Raw genomic sequence first — 15,750 nt, forward strand, 5'->3', positions numbered from 1 at the left:
GCATTCCAGATAGATCTTCGAATGAGCCAAAGAGCGTTCGTCCTAATCTTGCCGCAATCGACGTGGTGAACGCAATTCGGCTTGTTCAAATCCAGTGATCCGTCTGGACCAAGTATTCGGGCTGGACTTATCAGCCGACGGGCGTGAGTTCCGGTTATTGCACCGAAATCGTGGCTAACGCCAATCGGCTAATCCTGATTGAAGTTATTGGCGGGGCGCTAGTCACGGAAAAGTTCACGGATCCCGAAGGTGAAGAAGGTTCCGATTCCAAAGTTCGTTAGCTCTTCGTGTGGTTTGTATCGCAGGATTAAAGTGTCGCCAGGTTGCACCAGGATGTTTTGGCTGGAGTCATTCATCGCTTGTTGAATGTCGACCATGATGTTGTAGGTTCGTCCGCAAGGTAGCTTGCGAATGATGTACAACAGCGAGGGACTAGGGCCGCCTAAGCCAGATAAGCCCCCCATGCCACCACCACCACCGTCGCTCTGGCCGGATTGCGACGTCAAGCCTGAGCCAGCGATCGCGAGTGCGCCGAGGACGTCGAGGTCGTAGTCGCGTGGTAGTAGGTATTGTCCGCCGCGGAGCAGCCCGCCGGTGTAAAAGAACTCGGTCTCCCGGGATTCGACCATCACAATGTCACCGTCTTCGAGCTCGATATCAGACGGTTGAATGACGGGCGTTTGGCCGGGCGGCATACGAAGGGGGATTCGGGTCACGATTTCATCTTCTACCATGCCTTCGGTGTAGGCAAAACAGCTAGAAGATCCTATCCCCGCGTTTGTCTCACCGAAGCAACCGGTCACGCAAGGCTGACACCTTCCGCCGGACGCCATTAGTTGGGCAATGACTTCGTTGCGGCGATCGTAAGGAATCTTAGATGTTCGAAAGATGGTAACTTCGTTCTTTTCATTCACACCGGGCAAGCCGCCGGTCGCAGTCAGAGCGTTGAGTACGTCACTCTTGTAAAACGGCAGATCGATCGAAAAGCCGGTTGACGCTTGATCGTTACGTCCGGTGATTCCGGTTCGGTCTGAACCACCATTCGCCTGCGCTCTCAGAACCAAGATGTTGTGCTCTCTTTCTTTCATGATCGAAACGATGGGAGCTTCATCGGTCGTGCGAATGATCTCTTTACTGCGGTATTGGTCGACGATCTTGTCACGCGCTTGTTCGACTGTGAGTCCTTTGACGGACACAGGCGCTAGTAGTGGTAGATTGACGATGCCTTTGTCTTGTACCGGAATCGGAAAACCGATCGACGGCGGCAGGGTACCTCCGCCGTTATTGAAATTGACCGGTGGTGCGGGCGGTACGCTTCCCGGATCCGAATAAGGCAAAATCCCGCGGATATAGACGGCCAGGATATCGCCATCGTCAATGATGTATTCTTCGGGCCGTGGCCGAGCGAGCATCACGACCGGTACCGGCACGTATTCACTCCGCCGAATCCCCAGAAGTTCGTCCGGAACCCGAGTCACCGGTGTGCCCGTCATCGGAGTCAAGACAGCGGTACAGCCGGTCGACACGATGAGGAGAGTCAACGTGATCAAGGATCCGATCACGTCGGCGGTTTTTATCAATGATTTTGACATGACGGTCCTAGCATCCATGCTTAGTTGGTCAATTCAGTCGGGCGTGTGAATTTGCAGGTGACGCAACATTTCATGACGAATGATCGTTCGCGATTGTCACGTCACTGTTCTCGTAGTCGTTGCTAATGTGAAAGTTTGCGTCCTAATTTTTAGCCGCGCCGCTACATCGCACGGCGACTGTCTCTCCGAACACAAATTCGAATTAAGACAAAAAAGCTATGAGGTCGCTTTGTATCCCAACGCGTCTCACAGCGATTCTCGGGTCTAATTGAAGTCCATTTCCAGCGACTCCATCGTCGGTTGTCGACGCTGTCTCGTCATCGTGTTCTTCTTTTTAGTTGAGCTCAACCAGTCGGACGGAATGTCACCGACGAAGTCCGCGATCGTTGGCTCTTTCTCGGCCGGCGGTGGTAAATCGGGCTCCGGCGCCGGTTCTGGGGCAAGCTCGGGCTCGATGATTTCGACAGGAATTGGTTCTATATGAACTGGCGTAGAATCCGTTTGTGCACAGCAAGCTTGTACCAATTCGGGATCGATTGGCGCGAATCGCCATCGGTCTGCCCCGCAGGCAATCGCCGAAGCGTGACCCATTCGGTATCCGTTAAACCATGGCACCGGGGCCGGGTAGGTATTGGTGATGCTATAGCATGACAGGAAAGGTCGCTCGGGCGTCGGAGGTGGGCAGCCTCGGTTGCCAAGTACCGTTTCGACAAAACCAGACTTGAATCCCAAGTAGTACGCTTCGGCACAGGCGTCGCCTTCATGTCGCGATGCGTGCTTCGATTCCCAGATCAGTTTGGCTTGCTTGGTCGCTTTGCGTTTGAGAGCCGAGCGGTGGGCATAGTCTTGGTAAGGTTCGAAGGTCGAACGCACCGCTTGCTGGACATAGCAACCCGAGATCATCAGCGGCATGGCGCCGAAGATCGCCGCTTGTCCTAAGGTTCTCACTATCGTTCGCAACCGCAGACGTGACCTTCGGGGTAGCGGTGACGGTTGGCTAACAAAACGTCGGCTCACAGGTACGCTCCTCGTTACCTACGTCGCTGAGTTTTTCAAAGCAGCGTTTCTCGAGGCAGCGTCTTGAAACGGATCACCCGTCGTCGCAACAACAGCATCAATACTATCGAAGCGTTGATCGAAGACGCTACCCGGTGGTTTTCCTTGGCCAATCCGTTGACCAAATAACAGGACCCACTCGCCCTATCTCATCGGCCGGAGCGACCGTCGACGGTGGTAGATCGATTTAAAGCTCAACATTGAGAGCATCCGCTACAACCCGCCCAAGGACTGTGAAGCTTTGTGCGTCGCATCGTTTGCGACGGTCCAGTCCGGCCGCCAACGGAATGGCTAGCCGTCGTAGCGAGGGAGAATAAGCCGAATGCACCCCGACGATCGTAGGATGAAAACCGACAATTGAATATAAGTCAGGGAACTGCGATCATCGCCGTCCGGACAATCGTCACGGGTTAACATAGGCGGCCGCGTTTCTGGCGAAGGTCGCGTCGTCTGTCGTAGGCTTGTCGAGGCATTTGGTTGATTACCGCTCAGGTTCCTCGGCCGACGCCGATCGCACCGAAAAGTCGCAAGTACTGCCGCAAGCGAGTTTCAGTGGGGGAGGACGTTCTATGTTAGAATCAGTGCCCCACACTCCCGCCAACGCTCCGCTTGGGTCACCACTCGATGTCGATCGCATTGTTGCCGTTCCCGCGAACCGCTCGCCTTGTCTGGTTTGCCTGTTTCGTGCTCGGGGCATCCATCGTCTTCGGCGCGACCGCACGTTCCAACGATAATGCCGACGCTACGGTTGATTTTGCGAAGGATGTGTATCCGATTTTGAAGCGTGCCTGTTTTGAGTGCCACGGGAAATTGGAACAGGAGGGCGGACTGCGTCTCGATCGACGCGAGGATTTTTTTGAAGCCGGCACGGTCGAGCCCGGTGACGTTGATTCGAGTGAACTGATCCGTCGTATTGAGCTACCGGTCGGTCACGATGAAGTCATGCCTGCCGTCGGAGATCCGCTCGACGCCGAACAAATTCGAATTTTGCGATCTTGGGTTGCCGACGGGAGTCCGTGGCCGATCGATTTCAGCGAACAACTGCATTGGTCTTATGTTCGACCAGTACGTCCTGCTCTGCCGGTGGTCCGAGATTCTGCTTGGGGGAAAACACCGGTCGACCGTTTCGTGCTCCGGCGACTTGAACGTTCGGGAATCCAGCCATCGCCAAAAGCAACTGCGGAGAAACTCGTTCGCCGCGTTTACCTGGACTTGATTGGTTTACCACCGACTCCGGATCAGGTCGATGCCTATCGAATGAGTCCGACAGAGGAGCGATTGGCCGCAATCGTCGACGAACTTCTCGCGCGGCCGGAATTCGGGCAACGTTGGGCGCGGCACTGGTTGGACCTCGCACGGTATGCCGATTCGCACGGATTTCAACGTGATAATTTGCGTGATATCTGGGCTTACCGTGATTGGGTGATTGATGCGATCAATGCGGACATGCCCTTTAATCAGTTTACGATCGAACAGATCGCCGGCGATTTGTTGCCCGATGCAAGCGAAGCACAGCGGATTGCGACGGGCTTTCATCGCTGTACACCGACCAACGTCGAAGCCGGCTCACTACCCGAGGAAACCCGGATCGAGCAAGTGCTCGACCGTGTTAACACGACGGGCGCGGTCTGGCTTGGTACGACGCTGGAGTGTTGTCAGTGCCACGATCACAAATACGATCCGTTTTCGGCGAAGGAGTATTATCAACTGCTAGCGTTCTACAATAACACCGAGAAGGAAGCTGATCGATCGAACCCGAAAACGCCTTCATCGATCAAGTTCAATGGGCCGAGTATGCCGCTGTCGGACCCAAAAAAAGATGCGGTTCGAGACCAGATCGAGCAACAGATCACCGATCAGCGGAAGCGTCGGACCCGGCGTCTTGCGTCGATCGAAAAGTCGCTTCCGAAACACGTCGAGCGTCTATCCAAACAAATCGCCACCGCACCGATTACCGAAGCGATGGTGGTCAAACAATTTGACTCCGAAGGCAATACGGACGACTTCAAAATTCTTGACGACGGATCGGTCTTGCTTGTCGGCGATGATCCCCCGCTGACCGATCGATACACCGTCCTGCTTGAAACCACGTGCGAATCGATTTCGGCAATCCGAATCGATGTCTTGACCGATGACTCGCTTCCAGGCAAAGGTCCAGGACGCAACGAGCGACGTAACTTTGTATTGCACGAGTTCACGGCTCGATTGGTCGAGAACGATCCTCCCGCAAAAGTTGAAACGACCCTCGGGGCGGCAGAACGCGAGGCGTCAACTTTACTTGAGTTTTCTGATGCCAAAGCCAGTTTCTCGCAAAAGAAGTGGGCGGTTGAGGGAGCTGTCGATGGAGATCTGAAAACAGGTTGGGCGATTTCACCAAAATTCGGACAACCACACTGGGCGACCTTCATCCTCAAGCAACCGATCGTCGCTAAGGAACCGACTCGGTTTGAAATTACATTGTCACAACAGTTCGGGCGATCGCTGAATATCGGTCGATTCAGGTTGTCCGCCATCAGTGGCGATGTGAATGCCGAACCGGTCGAATCATCGGTTCGACTTGCCATCGCAAAACCGATTGACGAGTGGTCCGGGGCGGATCGCGAAGCGGTCCTGAATTTCGCGATCGAACAAGATTCAAACATTCGAAACATCGACGCAACGATCAAAAAATTACGGCGTGAACAAGAGGCTGTCACGGCGGATACGACGTTGGTGATGATTGAACTCGATAAGCCTCGAATGACACATCGATTCGAACGAGGTGACTATTTAAGTCCAGCCGAAGTCGTTCAGCCGGGGGTTCCGGCGGTGTTGCATTCGCTGCCCGAGGGTCCACCGAACCGCTTAACGTTGGCTCGCTGGTTAGTCGATCCGGCTAACCCATTGGTCGCGCGGGTCACGGTCAACCGATGGTGGGAAGAATTGTTTGGCCAGGGGATTGTTGATACACCGGAAGACTTTGGCGTCAAAGGGGATCTCCCTTCTCACCCTGAGCTTCTCGATTGGTTAGCTGTCGAATTGATGGACAATCACTGGTCAATGAAGCATGTGTTGAAACAAATCGTTCTGTCGTCAACCTATCAGCAAGCTTCGGTAATTCGCGACGATTTAACGGAGATTGATCCGAAGAACAGCCTGCTGGCGCGTGGGCCGCGGTTCCGGATGGACGCCGAAATGATTCGTGATAATGCGCTCGAAATTGCTGGGTTGCTGGACAGGACGCATGGCGGACCCTCAATTCGCCCGTTTCAGCCAAAGGGAATTTGGTCCAAAGTCGGCGGCACCGCATATGACTATCAAGTCAGTCCGGGAAGTGAGCAGTATCGCCGCGGCGTTTACGTCGTTCTCAAACGCGGGTCGCCATATCCGAGTTTCATGAATTTCGACTCAACACCCCGTCTTGCCTGCACGGTCCGTCGGGGCAGAACGAACACGCCCCTGCAAGCACTCACGTTGCTCAACGACCAAGTGTATGTAACGGCGGCGAAACGTTTGGCCGAACGTCTCCGCCGAGACACTCATTCGGATCAACCCCAAGACTGGATCGAGCATGGATTTCGGTTGTGTACCGGACGCGAACCAAACCCAAGCGAGCTAGCGACGTTGCTGTTTCTTTGGGAGCGGCAGGCCGGTCAAGACGACCCATTGATCGGAGTCGCCACTGTCCTTCTGAATCTGCACGAAACGATCACCAAAGACTGAATCGACGAGACATGAGTATCAATTCAAAAACGACCCGTCGCGGATTCGTCCAAGGCAGCGGCTTTTCACTCGGTGGCATCGCGCTGGCGACTCTGCTCGGAAGTGAGGCTCATGCGGATGGGACGCAAGTCTCATCGCCGACCGGTGGACTTTCACTGCCACATCATCGTCCACGTGCCAAGCATGTGATTTATTTGCACATGATCGGTGCGCCGTCACAGTTGGATTTGTTTGAAGAGAAACCGGAGTTGGTCAAACGACACAATGAACCATGTCCGCCGGAACTGACCAAAGGACGCGACTTCGCATTCATCGGTAAAACGTCCACCTTGGCCGGATCGCCATGGAAATTTAAGACGCACGGCGAAAGCGGGCATCGAATGAGCGAACTATGGCCACACTTGAGTACCGTGGCCGATGAACTTGCCTTCGTGCATTCGCTGCACACAGAAGAGATCAACCATGCCCCGGCGCAGATGTTTCTCCATAGCGGCTTCGGTCGTGGTGGACGTCCCAGTTTTGGATCCTGGGTCAGCTATGGTCTCGGATCAGAAAACCAAGATCTGCCCGGCTACGTGGTCTTGCTCAGTGGTCCGGCCGGCGGGGCGGGAACAAGTTTGTGGTCATCAGGTTTTCTGCCGAGTGTCTATCAAGGAATTCAGTTTCGTTCCGAAGGCGACCCAGTCCTCTTTCTGTCCAATCCCGAGGGACGGTCGCGTGATGCCCGGCGACAAGAACTCGATGCGCTCGCCGAATTGAACGAGCAACAATTTCTGGCGACCGGTGACCCAGAGATTCAAACGCGAATCAGCCAGTACGAAATGGCCTTTCGAATGCAGGCCTCGGTTCCATATCTGATGAGCATCGATGACGAAAGTGCCGAGACGATAGCCCGCTACGGCGCGACACCAGGAAAAGCTTCCTTCGCGAACAACTGTTTGCTCGCGCGTCGATTGGTCGAACGCGGCGTTCGTTTGATTGAGTTATACGATAGTGATTGGGACCATCACAGCGGGATCGAGGATCGGTTGCCGAAGAAGTGTGCCCAGACCGACCAACCAATCGCAGCGTTGATCGCCGATTTAAAAGAACGTGGCTTGCTCGAAGATACTCTCGTGATTTGGGGATCCGAGTTCGGACGGACTCCACTCAACCAAGGCGGAACCAAAGGCGACGGCATCAACGGACGTGATCATCATAAGGATGCATTCACTTGTTGGCTGGCCGGAGGAGGAATCAAACCGGGGGGATCGATTGGCAAAACTGATGATTTCGGAATGGACGTCATTGAAGACCCGGTCCACGTACATGATTTGAATGCGACGGTATTACACTTGCTCGGCGTCGACCACGAACGATTGACCTACCGATATCAGGGACGCGAGTTTCGATTGACTGACGTTCATGGAAATGTTCTCAACAAATTGATCTCGTGAGAGGGGATTCTAAGTTTGGTGTTCCACTTCCCCCTCGAAGGTCATGCGGCTCCCGGGAAACTTTTTGTCGTCTGTTTCTTCACTCTCGCACGGTGAGAGTCGAGCGATGAGTTCGAAGCGGGCACGGTTGTGCTTCTCTCAAAGATTAGAGCCCAGTGCTTCGCAAAACTCGAAAACCAGGATGGTCCGATTGGCGTTAGCCACGGTATCGATGCAATAACCGGTTCTAACGCCCATCGGCTGATGAATCGAATGAATCGCGACGCGAGCCCCGTCGTGCTCCGCTCGTCATGAATTCAAAGGGGCGTTAAGATTCGTTTTTTAAGCGTCTTCGCTCAGACCGCGTCTCCCAGTGTTGCACCACCGCTATGTCTGCCAACGACTCACTTTTCGACCAGACCGACGACAATACCGAAGCCCTTCGACAGATCGATCGGCGATTGCTTTCGATCATCCATCAACGTGATCAGGTCGTCCAAACTCTGGTCACCGAAGGACGCTTGCCAGCTGTCGGGCAAGAAAACTTGTTGCTCGACCGCACCGTACAAGACTTTGCCAGTGAGATCGCTCCGGCAGTTGATGAGGCGTCTCTAAATTCATTCAGCTCGATCCTACGACACGTTTCCAGTCATAGCCGTCGACAAGTTCATGTCGGAGCGGTCGCTTTTTTGGGACCGAAGTACAGCTACAGTCACCTCGCGGCGATCAAGCATTTTGGTGATTCAGCAGATTTCGCTCCTGTCACCAGTATCCCTGCGGTGTTCGATGCGGTCCATCGAGGCGACGCACTTAGCGGTCTGGTTCCGATCGAAAATAGTACCGACGGTCGAATCGTCGATACGCTGGGAATGTTCGTTCGACGCCACATGCAAATTTGTGGCGAAGTCTTATTGCCGATTCACCACAATTTACTGGCCAGCGGCACGCGTGATCAGATCCACGAAATTCACAGTAAACCGCAAGCACTGTCGCAATGCCGCAACTGGTTGGCCGCGAATTTTCCCGCGGCAACATTGATCGAAGTTAGCAGTACAACCGCTGCAGCGGAATCCGCTTCGATGTCACCGCACATCGGAGCGGTGGCTAGTTTGGCCGCGGGGCAAGCGTATGGTTTGTCAGTGATCAACTCTGACATCGAAGATCGCAAGGACAACGTCACGCGTTTCGCGGTGCTCGGAAAAGATGAATGTGAACCGACCGGCGAAGATAAGACGTCATTACTGTTTCAAGTCGAACATCAGCCCGGGGCATTGGCCCAAGCGATGACGGTATTCAGCGATGCCGAATTGAATCTGACGTGGATCGAATCGTTCCCGTCACCAGATTCGAGAAACGAGTACTTGTTCTTTGTTGAGTTTTCTGGGCATCGTGCCGATCCGAACGTTCAGACCGCGATCGGAAATCTCGGAACGATGACCCGGCGCTTGGAAGTGCTCGGATCTTATCCAGTCGCAAAACTATAGAACCAATCCGAAGACTCTTGTAGCAACGGCTAACGAATCGCCACCTCACTCGCGGGCGGCGGGCGTGATTTTGATGTCGAAGGTTTTGTCGCCGCGTAGCACCTTGATCGTGGTCTCTTCGCCGATTTTGAGGGCTTCGATCGCGTACGTGTAGTCATAGATATCTTCGATTTTTTGACCCGCCAATTCGACGACCACGTCACCGCCTTTTAAACCAGCGTCGTCTGCCGGTGTCCCGGGACGGATACCGCTGAGTTTTTGGCCTTTGATTTTTCCGGAACCATAATCGGGGACCGTGCCAAGTGACGCGGTCAAACGAGCACGTGGAACCTGTTCTTCATCACCGGGACCTTCCTCAAGTTTGAATTCGGGAACCTCGGTGTCACTTAGGAAGCCTCGCGAAAGCAACGCGAATAGCTTTGCCGTATCCGCGGCTCCGTCATAGTTCAGTTTTTCCTTGGTATCGCGCGGTGTGTGATAGTCTTCGTGAGCGCCGGTGAACGCCGAGAGAATCGGCACATCGCGTGAAACAAAAGCGGATGCGTCGGTCGGCAGCCGTGTGCTGGTCTTGTCCAACGTTAGCGGCAGTCCTACAGGAACGTTGCGACGGTTGACCAATGACTCGAACTTCGGCGAAGAACCGAGGCCTTGAACGACCAGTTTTTCACGGAGTCGACCGACCATGTCCAGATTCAAGTAAACGGCGATCGCCTTGGTGAGGGGTTTGGCTGTGTTGGTCATGCCATGTGCTTGAGCGATACGCATCGCCTCGGGATCGACTTCGACCTTTGGCGCGTCGGCAAAGAATTCATCGAACGTATCAACGAATGACTGTGAACCGTACAAGCCAAGTTCTTCACCGCTCCAAGCAGCGATCAGTAGGTCACGTCGCAGCTTTAAGCGTCCGGCTTGCTGCTCGGTAGCGAGGTACTGGGCGATCTCCAACATCGCAGCGACGCCGGAAGCGTTGTCGTCGGCGCCTTGATGGACTTGGTCGAGCTCATCTTCGCGGGCCAACGAATTACTTCCCGCGCCTCTTCCGAGGTGATCGACGTGAGCACCGACGGCGACAAGTGGGTAGGTCGGCGATGTCGATTCGCGGTCGGCCGGAAGGCGAGCGATGACGTTCCGCCCGACACCCGTTTTGCGATCGATATCTATCGTCCCGCCAACGCGATCGCCTTCGAGGAGGTATCCCAGAGCGAGTTCGCCGTTATCGAGTGATGCTTGTTGTTCGCCAAGGTTTCCGTCCGCTTCGGAGAACAACTTCTCGGCCATTTCGTTAGTGATTGAAATCGCAGCGATACTGACACCAGACGCCGACGCCGCGGAATCAAAACGGATCAATTCGTTACGGACTTTGCTAGTCGGACCGGCGACAAAGATGATGCCCTTGGCGCCCATGTCGCGGGCAAACGATGCTTTGCGACGGGGCGAGCTGTAGCGAGCGAATTGTTGCCGTCGTTCCGGGGTGATGTCTTGTGGCATGTCGCGAAACACCATCACCCAGCGACCGGCCACATTCAGGTGAACGTAGCTGTCATATTCCTGGACGTCTTCGGTGCCAGGCACTCGCAGGCCATACCCGGCAAAAACGATTTCCGTTGGTTCGAGTGTGGTGTTAGCCGAAAACGAAAGCGGTCGCCAATCTTTGTCCAACGTAGCGACCTTATCGCCGATGGTGAGTTCATTTTTGGGGGTGATCTCACAACCGGCTGGAAACTCAAACTCGTCAAAGAACGTCCCCGACTGGCCGGCGGGGACAAATCCGAGTCCTTCGAGGTAGGCCGCAACGTATGCGGTCGCCAATTTCTCGCCGTGGGTTCCGGTCAGACGGCCTTCCAGTTCAGGCCGAGTTAGATAGTCGACGTGACGGGCGATGTCTTGCGGTGAAAAATCAGGTAACGATTCTTTCGCGGCTGCTTCAGCCGCCGCGGCCGCCGATGGAATCGCTTCGGCATCCGTAGCTGGCGGTGTTGAAAGAGCGATGGCAGAGGATTCATCCAATCCCAAGCGGCGACGAATTTCTGCGTCGTTCCAATCACCCAAGAAAATCTGTGATTGTTTTTGGGGCGTTCGATTGGTCGTCCACGAGATCTGTGTCCCATTTGGCAAGAATACCGGAAGGCCGTCAAAACCGTCGGTATACGTCACGCGTACGGGATCGCCCTCGCCGTCGGCGCGTACACAGTACAATTCGAAGTTGTCAAATCCATGGCGGTTGGTCGTGAACACGAGGTAGTCGCCGCTCGGGTGAAAGAACGGCGCCCAACTCATCGCATTGATTTCCGTCAATCGACGGACGTCGGTACCGTCGATCCCCATCGTGTAAATTTCGGCCGTCAATCCGTCTTCGCTGAATCGCCGCCAGCAGATTCGTTTGCCATCGGGAGAGAAAAACGGCCCACCGTCGTAGCCGGCGACATCGGTTAATTGCCGCACGTTTGATCCATCGGCGTCCATGATGTAGAGGTCGATGAAATATTGCTTGTCTTTTTGTAGCAGCTCGGACTCTCGTTCACTTAACTGACGACCATAGGCCGCGCGATTCGAGGCAAAGACGATCTGGCGTCCGTCCGGGCTATAACTTGCTTCGGCGTCATAGCCGTGGGCGTCGGTCAAGCGGCGGTAGTCTCCTTCCTTCGTCCGCTCGTAGATTTCGTACTCGGGGTCATAGTTCCACGAATACCGCGGCACGTCACCCGTCTTGCGGCGTTCGATCAGGTCCTGCTGCTGTTTGACAGACGTGGGATCGTGATGGGTGCTTGAGAATAGAATGCGGTCGCCTTCGGGATGAATCCACGCGCAAGTCGTTCTCCCTTGCCCGGGCGATATTTTTTCGATGTCACCCGTTTCCAGGTCCATGACGTAGATCTGATAAAACGGATTCGCGGGGTCACGTTCGCTTTGGAACACCATCTTACTGCCGTCGCGATTGAAATATCCTTCGCCCGCTCTGCGGCCTTCAAACGTAATTTGCCGGGCCGACGAAATCAGTTCGGCTTCTTTCGCTGGTGATGACTCGGTTGCGGTTGTCTCGGCTGGGGATGTCGCCGGCGATTCCTGCCCTTCGGCCGTCCGGACAATTCCGTTGGAGAGCAAAGCCAAAACCACGGCCAAAGAAGTCGTTGCGATTCGCATCGAAATAATTCGTGTTGGATTCATCGAGAAAGTAAACGCGTTGCACGTTGCATTTTCGTTCCTTCGTATTGTGCCAATCTTATTGAATTCGAGGAACGGTTGCGGCGATAACGTGGACCAAAAACCGCAGCGTGCCATTGTTGCACGGTTCGTCAACCCAAACCATGGCTTCCCCGTAGTTCCACCAGACCATCGGCCCACCGGCGATACAGGGCGCGTCGCTCGCTGGGATTATCAAAAACCCGCACGACCAATATCTTGTGACGGATGTCGTCTTTGACTAGTCCATAGAGCTGGTGGTAGACCGGTTCGGGATCGGGGCCATCGGTCTCTTCCGCTTGCACACGCGCCCGCGCTTCAAATCGATAAATCTGTAGCCAACCCGGGCGTTGGATCGCGACAAGACGAACATTTTGCAGTTGGACCGAGCTTCCATAATACCCATTCTTGGTCAGGTGCTTGCGAATCGCGACTTCCATTTCGCGATCCCCGGTCCAATTGTTCCACTTTTCGGCGAGGTGTTTCAGCAGGGCGAGCATGAGGTGGGGATCGCAGTTGAAAAATTGACGTGGACGAACAGCAGTCCCCGCTAACGGAGCGGTACTACGTTTGATGAAACCGAAAAGCTGATGGATGCATCACACCAGGGCGATCGCCGGCGGGAGCGCTGGCAACGTACTTCGACAGTTCAACTTGCCAGCTCTTATCGGCGGGTGACCATCGGAGCAAACTTCTGGCGAAGATGAGCCTGGATCAAGTGGGCAGATGGCGCGACCGGCGAGGCTCTGACGATCAGCGAACTGGGGAGCGTTTTCCTCGGCGGAGCAAACGGCGATCCGTCGAACGATCAGAAACAATCGTCAACCGTCGTATCCGGTCCTTCCAAGAGAGCTTCTTCGGGGGCACGGATGTCGCTGTTGGGCAAGCCATCAGGATATTGCGATTGAATGGATTCGATCGCCGTCATCGCGACACGCAGGTGTTGCCTTTTCGTCTCACCGTAAAACGTCTTGGCTTCACTCGGAAGTTTGGGTTGTCCGTGCAAGGGCTTGTCTGACACGCACAACAAGGTGGCATTGGGAATTCGATAGCGAAAGCCGTTAGCGGCAACCGTGGCCGATTCCATGTCGACGGCAATCGAGCGGCTTGCCCGAAGATGATTTTGGGTCCGGCTGACTGAGAGTTCCCAGTTTCGATCGGCGGTCGTGTAAACCGCACCAATACGGTAAGGCAGTTTTAGATCATCGAGCGTTCCTGCCAAAGCACGATTCAACAAAAAGCTGGGGGTGATCGGCACCGATGGGGGCAGAGATTCGTCAAGAATCAAGTCGGCTCGCATGTAACCGCTGGCTAACACGAAGTCACCGATTTCTTGATGATTGCGGACCCCGGCACAGTGGCCGACCATCATCATGGCATCGGGGCGCAAAACAGCGAGATGGTCTGTCAAATTCTTCGCGTTCGAAGGACCAACACCGATATTCACGATACTGATCCCGCGGTTGTCATCCGCGATATGGTGCAACGTCGGCATCTGCACGTTGGTCTCGGTCGACCCGGTGCTAGCGGGGAACGTTTCCGCAAACGCTTCCATGTGCATGTTGTAGTTCGTCAACAAGACGTAGCGTTGAAAGTCTTCAGCGAGCGTGCCGGTGTAGTGTTCCAGGCGTTTGATCGACAGTTCACTTCGCTCGGGACCAAACATGAACACTTTTTTCCGCGTCATGTCAAAATCTGACTCGTCGATCGTTTTCAAAAGTCCGGGTGAATTTAGATCGACGCGAGGACGTGATTTCTCGATCGCGATTTTCGCGCCCCGTCGAGCCAGTTTCAGAAGTTCACGACGGAGGTACCAACGATACGCCTTAGGGCGAGCAATCTTTCCTGAGATTTCTGGGTTGTGTTTCGACCAATGGCGATGAACGGTAACGCGAAGATAATGGCCGTTTGCATAGACGGCTTCCATAAACTCGCAGGCCGTTTTGATCTGCTCGCAAAGATCGTTTTCGTCAGTGCTTGATTGAATCTCGAATTTGTCGTCCATCGGTTTCTCTCACTCCACATGTCGATCACGGCAGTCACGGGCGGCCGGGCAGCCAGCCTGATCAAATCGCCTCTCATGATCGGTGAAGCAGCGGCCTATTGGAACCCGGCGACAACCTGTTCTGCTATGTCGACGGGAACGAGAGTCATTGGTGTTTTGGGGACCGGTGGCTAACGCCTTGCCGTTCAGGCATGGTCACCGGCGGCGGTTGTAGAGAAAGATGGCAACACCAGCCCAGACGAATGCGAAGCCGACTAGACGTTGTAGGCTGACTGATTCGCCGAAGTAAAACACACCGACGATGAACTGCAATGTAGGACCGACGTACTGCAGGACTCCGATGATCGAAAGCGGTGTCCGGCGGGTCGCTGCGGAGAATAAAGCCAGCGGGACCAACGTCATCAGACCACCCAAGATCAACATCCCGTCAACGCTCCAGTGTTGGGTCGCAAACGTGGCTTGGCCGCTGCTTTGTAGATAGCCAAGATAGGCAAGTGTTGGAATGATCAATACGGTTGTCTCGAGTAACAGCCCGTACATCGCATCCAATTTGGCTTTCTTCTTTAGCATCGCATAGCCGGCGAACGAGGACGCCATGAACAACGATACCCAAGGGATTTCTCCCGTACCGATCGCCATGATCACGACGCCAACGGTCGCGAGACCAATCGCGACCCACCGAGAACGTCGCAGAGATTCCCCAAAGACAATCACGCCGAGAAGGACATTGAACAGCGGATTGATGTAGTAACCGAGCGACGATAAAAGGACTTGATCATTGGTCACCGCATACAAAAACGCTAGCCAGTTGATCGCGATCAACACGGCCGAGGCGGCGTAGAGCGCCCAGGTTCGCCACTGAAAAATGGTCCGAAGTAACTCGCGCCGCGCGTTTTGCGGTGTCGAGTAAAATCGCGTCACCGCAATGATCACCGAAAACACGAATGCCCAAGCGATACGATGGCAGACCAACTCGACCGCGGGCATCTTGCCCAGAAAGCTCCAGAAGATTGGAAATAATCCCCAGATCGTGTTGGCCGTGATTGCGAACGCGAATCCAATTTGTGTCGGATTGAGTCCGTATTCTCCCCGGCAGGAGGGGGCGGCAGTGGTCAAGTTGGACAAAAGAATGCCTAGCGGATTTTTGCGTACAATGGGACAGGTGAATTGGGAAAGACTGAACCGTTGAGATGTCCTTTCGCCGCTGAGAATCGCCAGTTCGAGTCGCGGCACCTGAACGTTCAACAGAATCATTTTCCCAAGGCAACTTCGCCTCGGACACACGGCTTTCAAACTCGGTCGCTATTTTTCGCCAA

Annotated in this window: 9 protein-coding genes; 3 read left to right on the forward strand and 6 right to left on the reverse strand. The window is 54.6% G+C overall.

What is annotated here, in order from left to right; all coding sequences use genetic code 11:
* Positions 1-218: 218 nt before the first annotated feature.
* Both FYC48_RS24840 and FYC48_RS24845 read right to left on the reverse strand, forming a co-directional pair.
* Positions 219-1,592 carry a polysaccharide biosynthesis/export family protein gene (locus tag FYC48_RS24840; protein ID WP_235034414.1) on the reverse strand — a complete coding sequence of 458 codons (1,374 nt, stop codon included), beginning with the start codon at positions 1,590-1,592 and terminating at the stop codon, positions 219-221.
* A 264-nt stretch (positions 1,593-1,856) separates the two neighbouring features.
* A complete protein-coding gene (locus tag FYC48_RS24845; RefSeq protein ID WP_149499479.1) occupies positions 1,857-2,540 on the reverse strand; it encodes a hypothetical protein in 684 nt (227 codons plus the stop codon).
* Positions 2,541-3,272: 732 nt separating this feature from the next.
* Between FYC48_RS24845 and FYC48_RS24850 the strand changes: the two genes are divergently transcribed.
* The 3 genes from FYC48_RS24850 (at position 3,273) to pheA (ending at position 9,249) form a co-directional block, all read left to right on the forward strand.
* The gene (locus tag FYC48_RS24850) at positions 3,273-6,350 is read left to right on the forward strand and encodes a PSD1 and planctomycete cytochrome C domain-containing protein (protein WP_149499480.1); all 3,078 of its coding nucleotides are present in this window, start codon (positions 3,273-3,275) and stop codon (positions 6,348-6,350) included.
* An 11-nt stretch (positions 6,351-6,361) separates the two neighbouring features.
* Positions 6,362-7,786, forward strand: a complete 1,425-nt coding sequence (locus FYC48_RS24855) for a DUF1501 domain-containing protein (protein WP_149499481.1) — start codon at positions 6,362-6,364, stop codon at positions 7,784-7,786.
* 368 nt (positions 7,787-8,154) lie between these two features.
* Positions 8,155-9,249: a prephenate dehydratase gene (gene pheA / locus FYC48_RS24860; RefSeq protein WP_149499482.1), complete on the forward strand. Its 1,095-nt coding sequence runs from the start codon at positions 8,155-8,157 to the stop codon at positions 9,247-9,249.
* Between the two features lie 45 nt (positions 9,250-9,294).
* On the opposite strand, the gene FYC48_RS24865 is transcribed toward pheA, so the two are convergent.
* From FYC48_RS24865 to rarD, 4 genes are all read right to left on the reverse strand, one after another.
* Positions 9,295-12,414: a M28 family peptidase gene (locus tag FYC48_RS24865; RefSeq protein ID WP_149499483.1), complete on the reverse strand. Its 3,120-nt coding sequence runs from the start codon at positions 12,412-12,414 to the stop codon at positions 9,295-9,297.
* A 128-nt stretch (positions 12,415-12,542) separates the two neighbouring features.
* Complete coding sequence (locus FYC48_RS24870) at positions 12,543-12,929, reverse strand: hypothetical protein (protein WP_149499484.1); 387 nt, start codon at positions 12,927-12,929, stop codon at positions 12,543-12,545.
* Positions 12,930-13,237: 308 nt separating this feature from the next.
* Positions 13,238-14,434: a phosphorylase family protein gene (locus FYC48_RS24875; RefSeq protein WP_149499485.1), complete on the reverse strand. Its 1,197-nt coding sequence runs from the start codon at positions 14,432-14,434 to the stop codon at positions 13,238-13,240.
* Between the two features lie 195 nt (positions 14,435-14,629).
* A complete protein-coding gene (gene rarD, locus FYC48_RS24880; protein WP_230773765.1) occupies positions 14,630-15,559 on the reverse strand; it encodes an EamA family transporter RarD in 930 nt (309 codons plus the stop codon).
* Positions 15,560-15,750 lie beyond the last annotated feature (191 nt).

It is taken from the genome of Roseiconus lacunae (assembly GCF_008312935.1).
In the GTDB taxonomy this organism is placed as follows: domain Bacteria; phylum Planctomycetota; class Planctomycetia; order Pirellulales; family Pirellulaceae; genus Stieleria; species Stieleria lacunae.

What these genes read in the sequence shown, in the direction of transcription:
- FYC48_RS24840 (WP_235034414.1), bottom strand. Translation starts at nt 1,592, where the DNA reads ATGTCAAAATCATTGATAAAAACCGCCGACGTGATCGGATCCTTGATC.
- FYC48_RS24850 (WP_149499480.1), top strand. Translation starts at nt 3,273, where the DNA reads ATGTCGATCGCATTGTTGCCGTTCCCGCGAACCGCTCGCCTTGTCTGG.
- FYC48_RS24855 (WP_149499481.1), top strand. Translation starts at nt 6,362, where the DNA reads ATGAGTATCAATTCAAAAACGACCCGTCGCGGATTCGTCCAAGGCAGC.
- pheA (WP_149499482.1), top strand. Translation starts at nt 8,155, where the DNA reads ATGTCTGCCAACGACTCACTTTTCGACCAGACCGACGACAATACCGAA.
- FYC48_RS24865 (WP_149499483.1), bottom strand. Translation starts at nt 12,414, where the DNA reads ATGAATCCAACACGAATTATTTCGATGCGAATCGCAACGACTTCTTTG.
- FYC48_RS24870 (WP_149499484.1), bottom strand. Translation starts at nt 12,929, where the DNA reads ATGCTCGCCCTGCTGAAACACCTCGCCGAAAAGTGGAACAATTGGACC.
- FYC48_RS24875 (WP_149499485.1), bottom strand. Translation starts at nt 14,434, where the DNA reads ATGGACGACAAATTCGAGATTCAATCAAGCACTGACGAAAACGATCTT.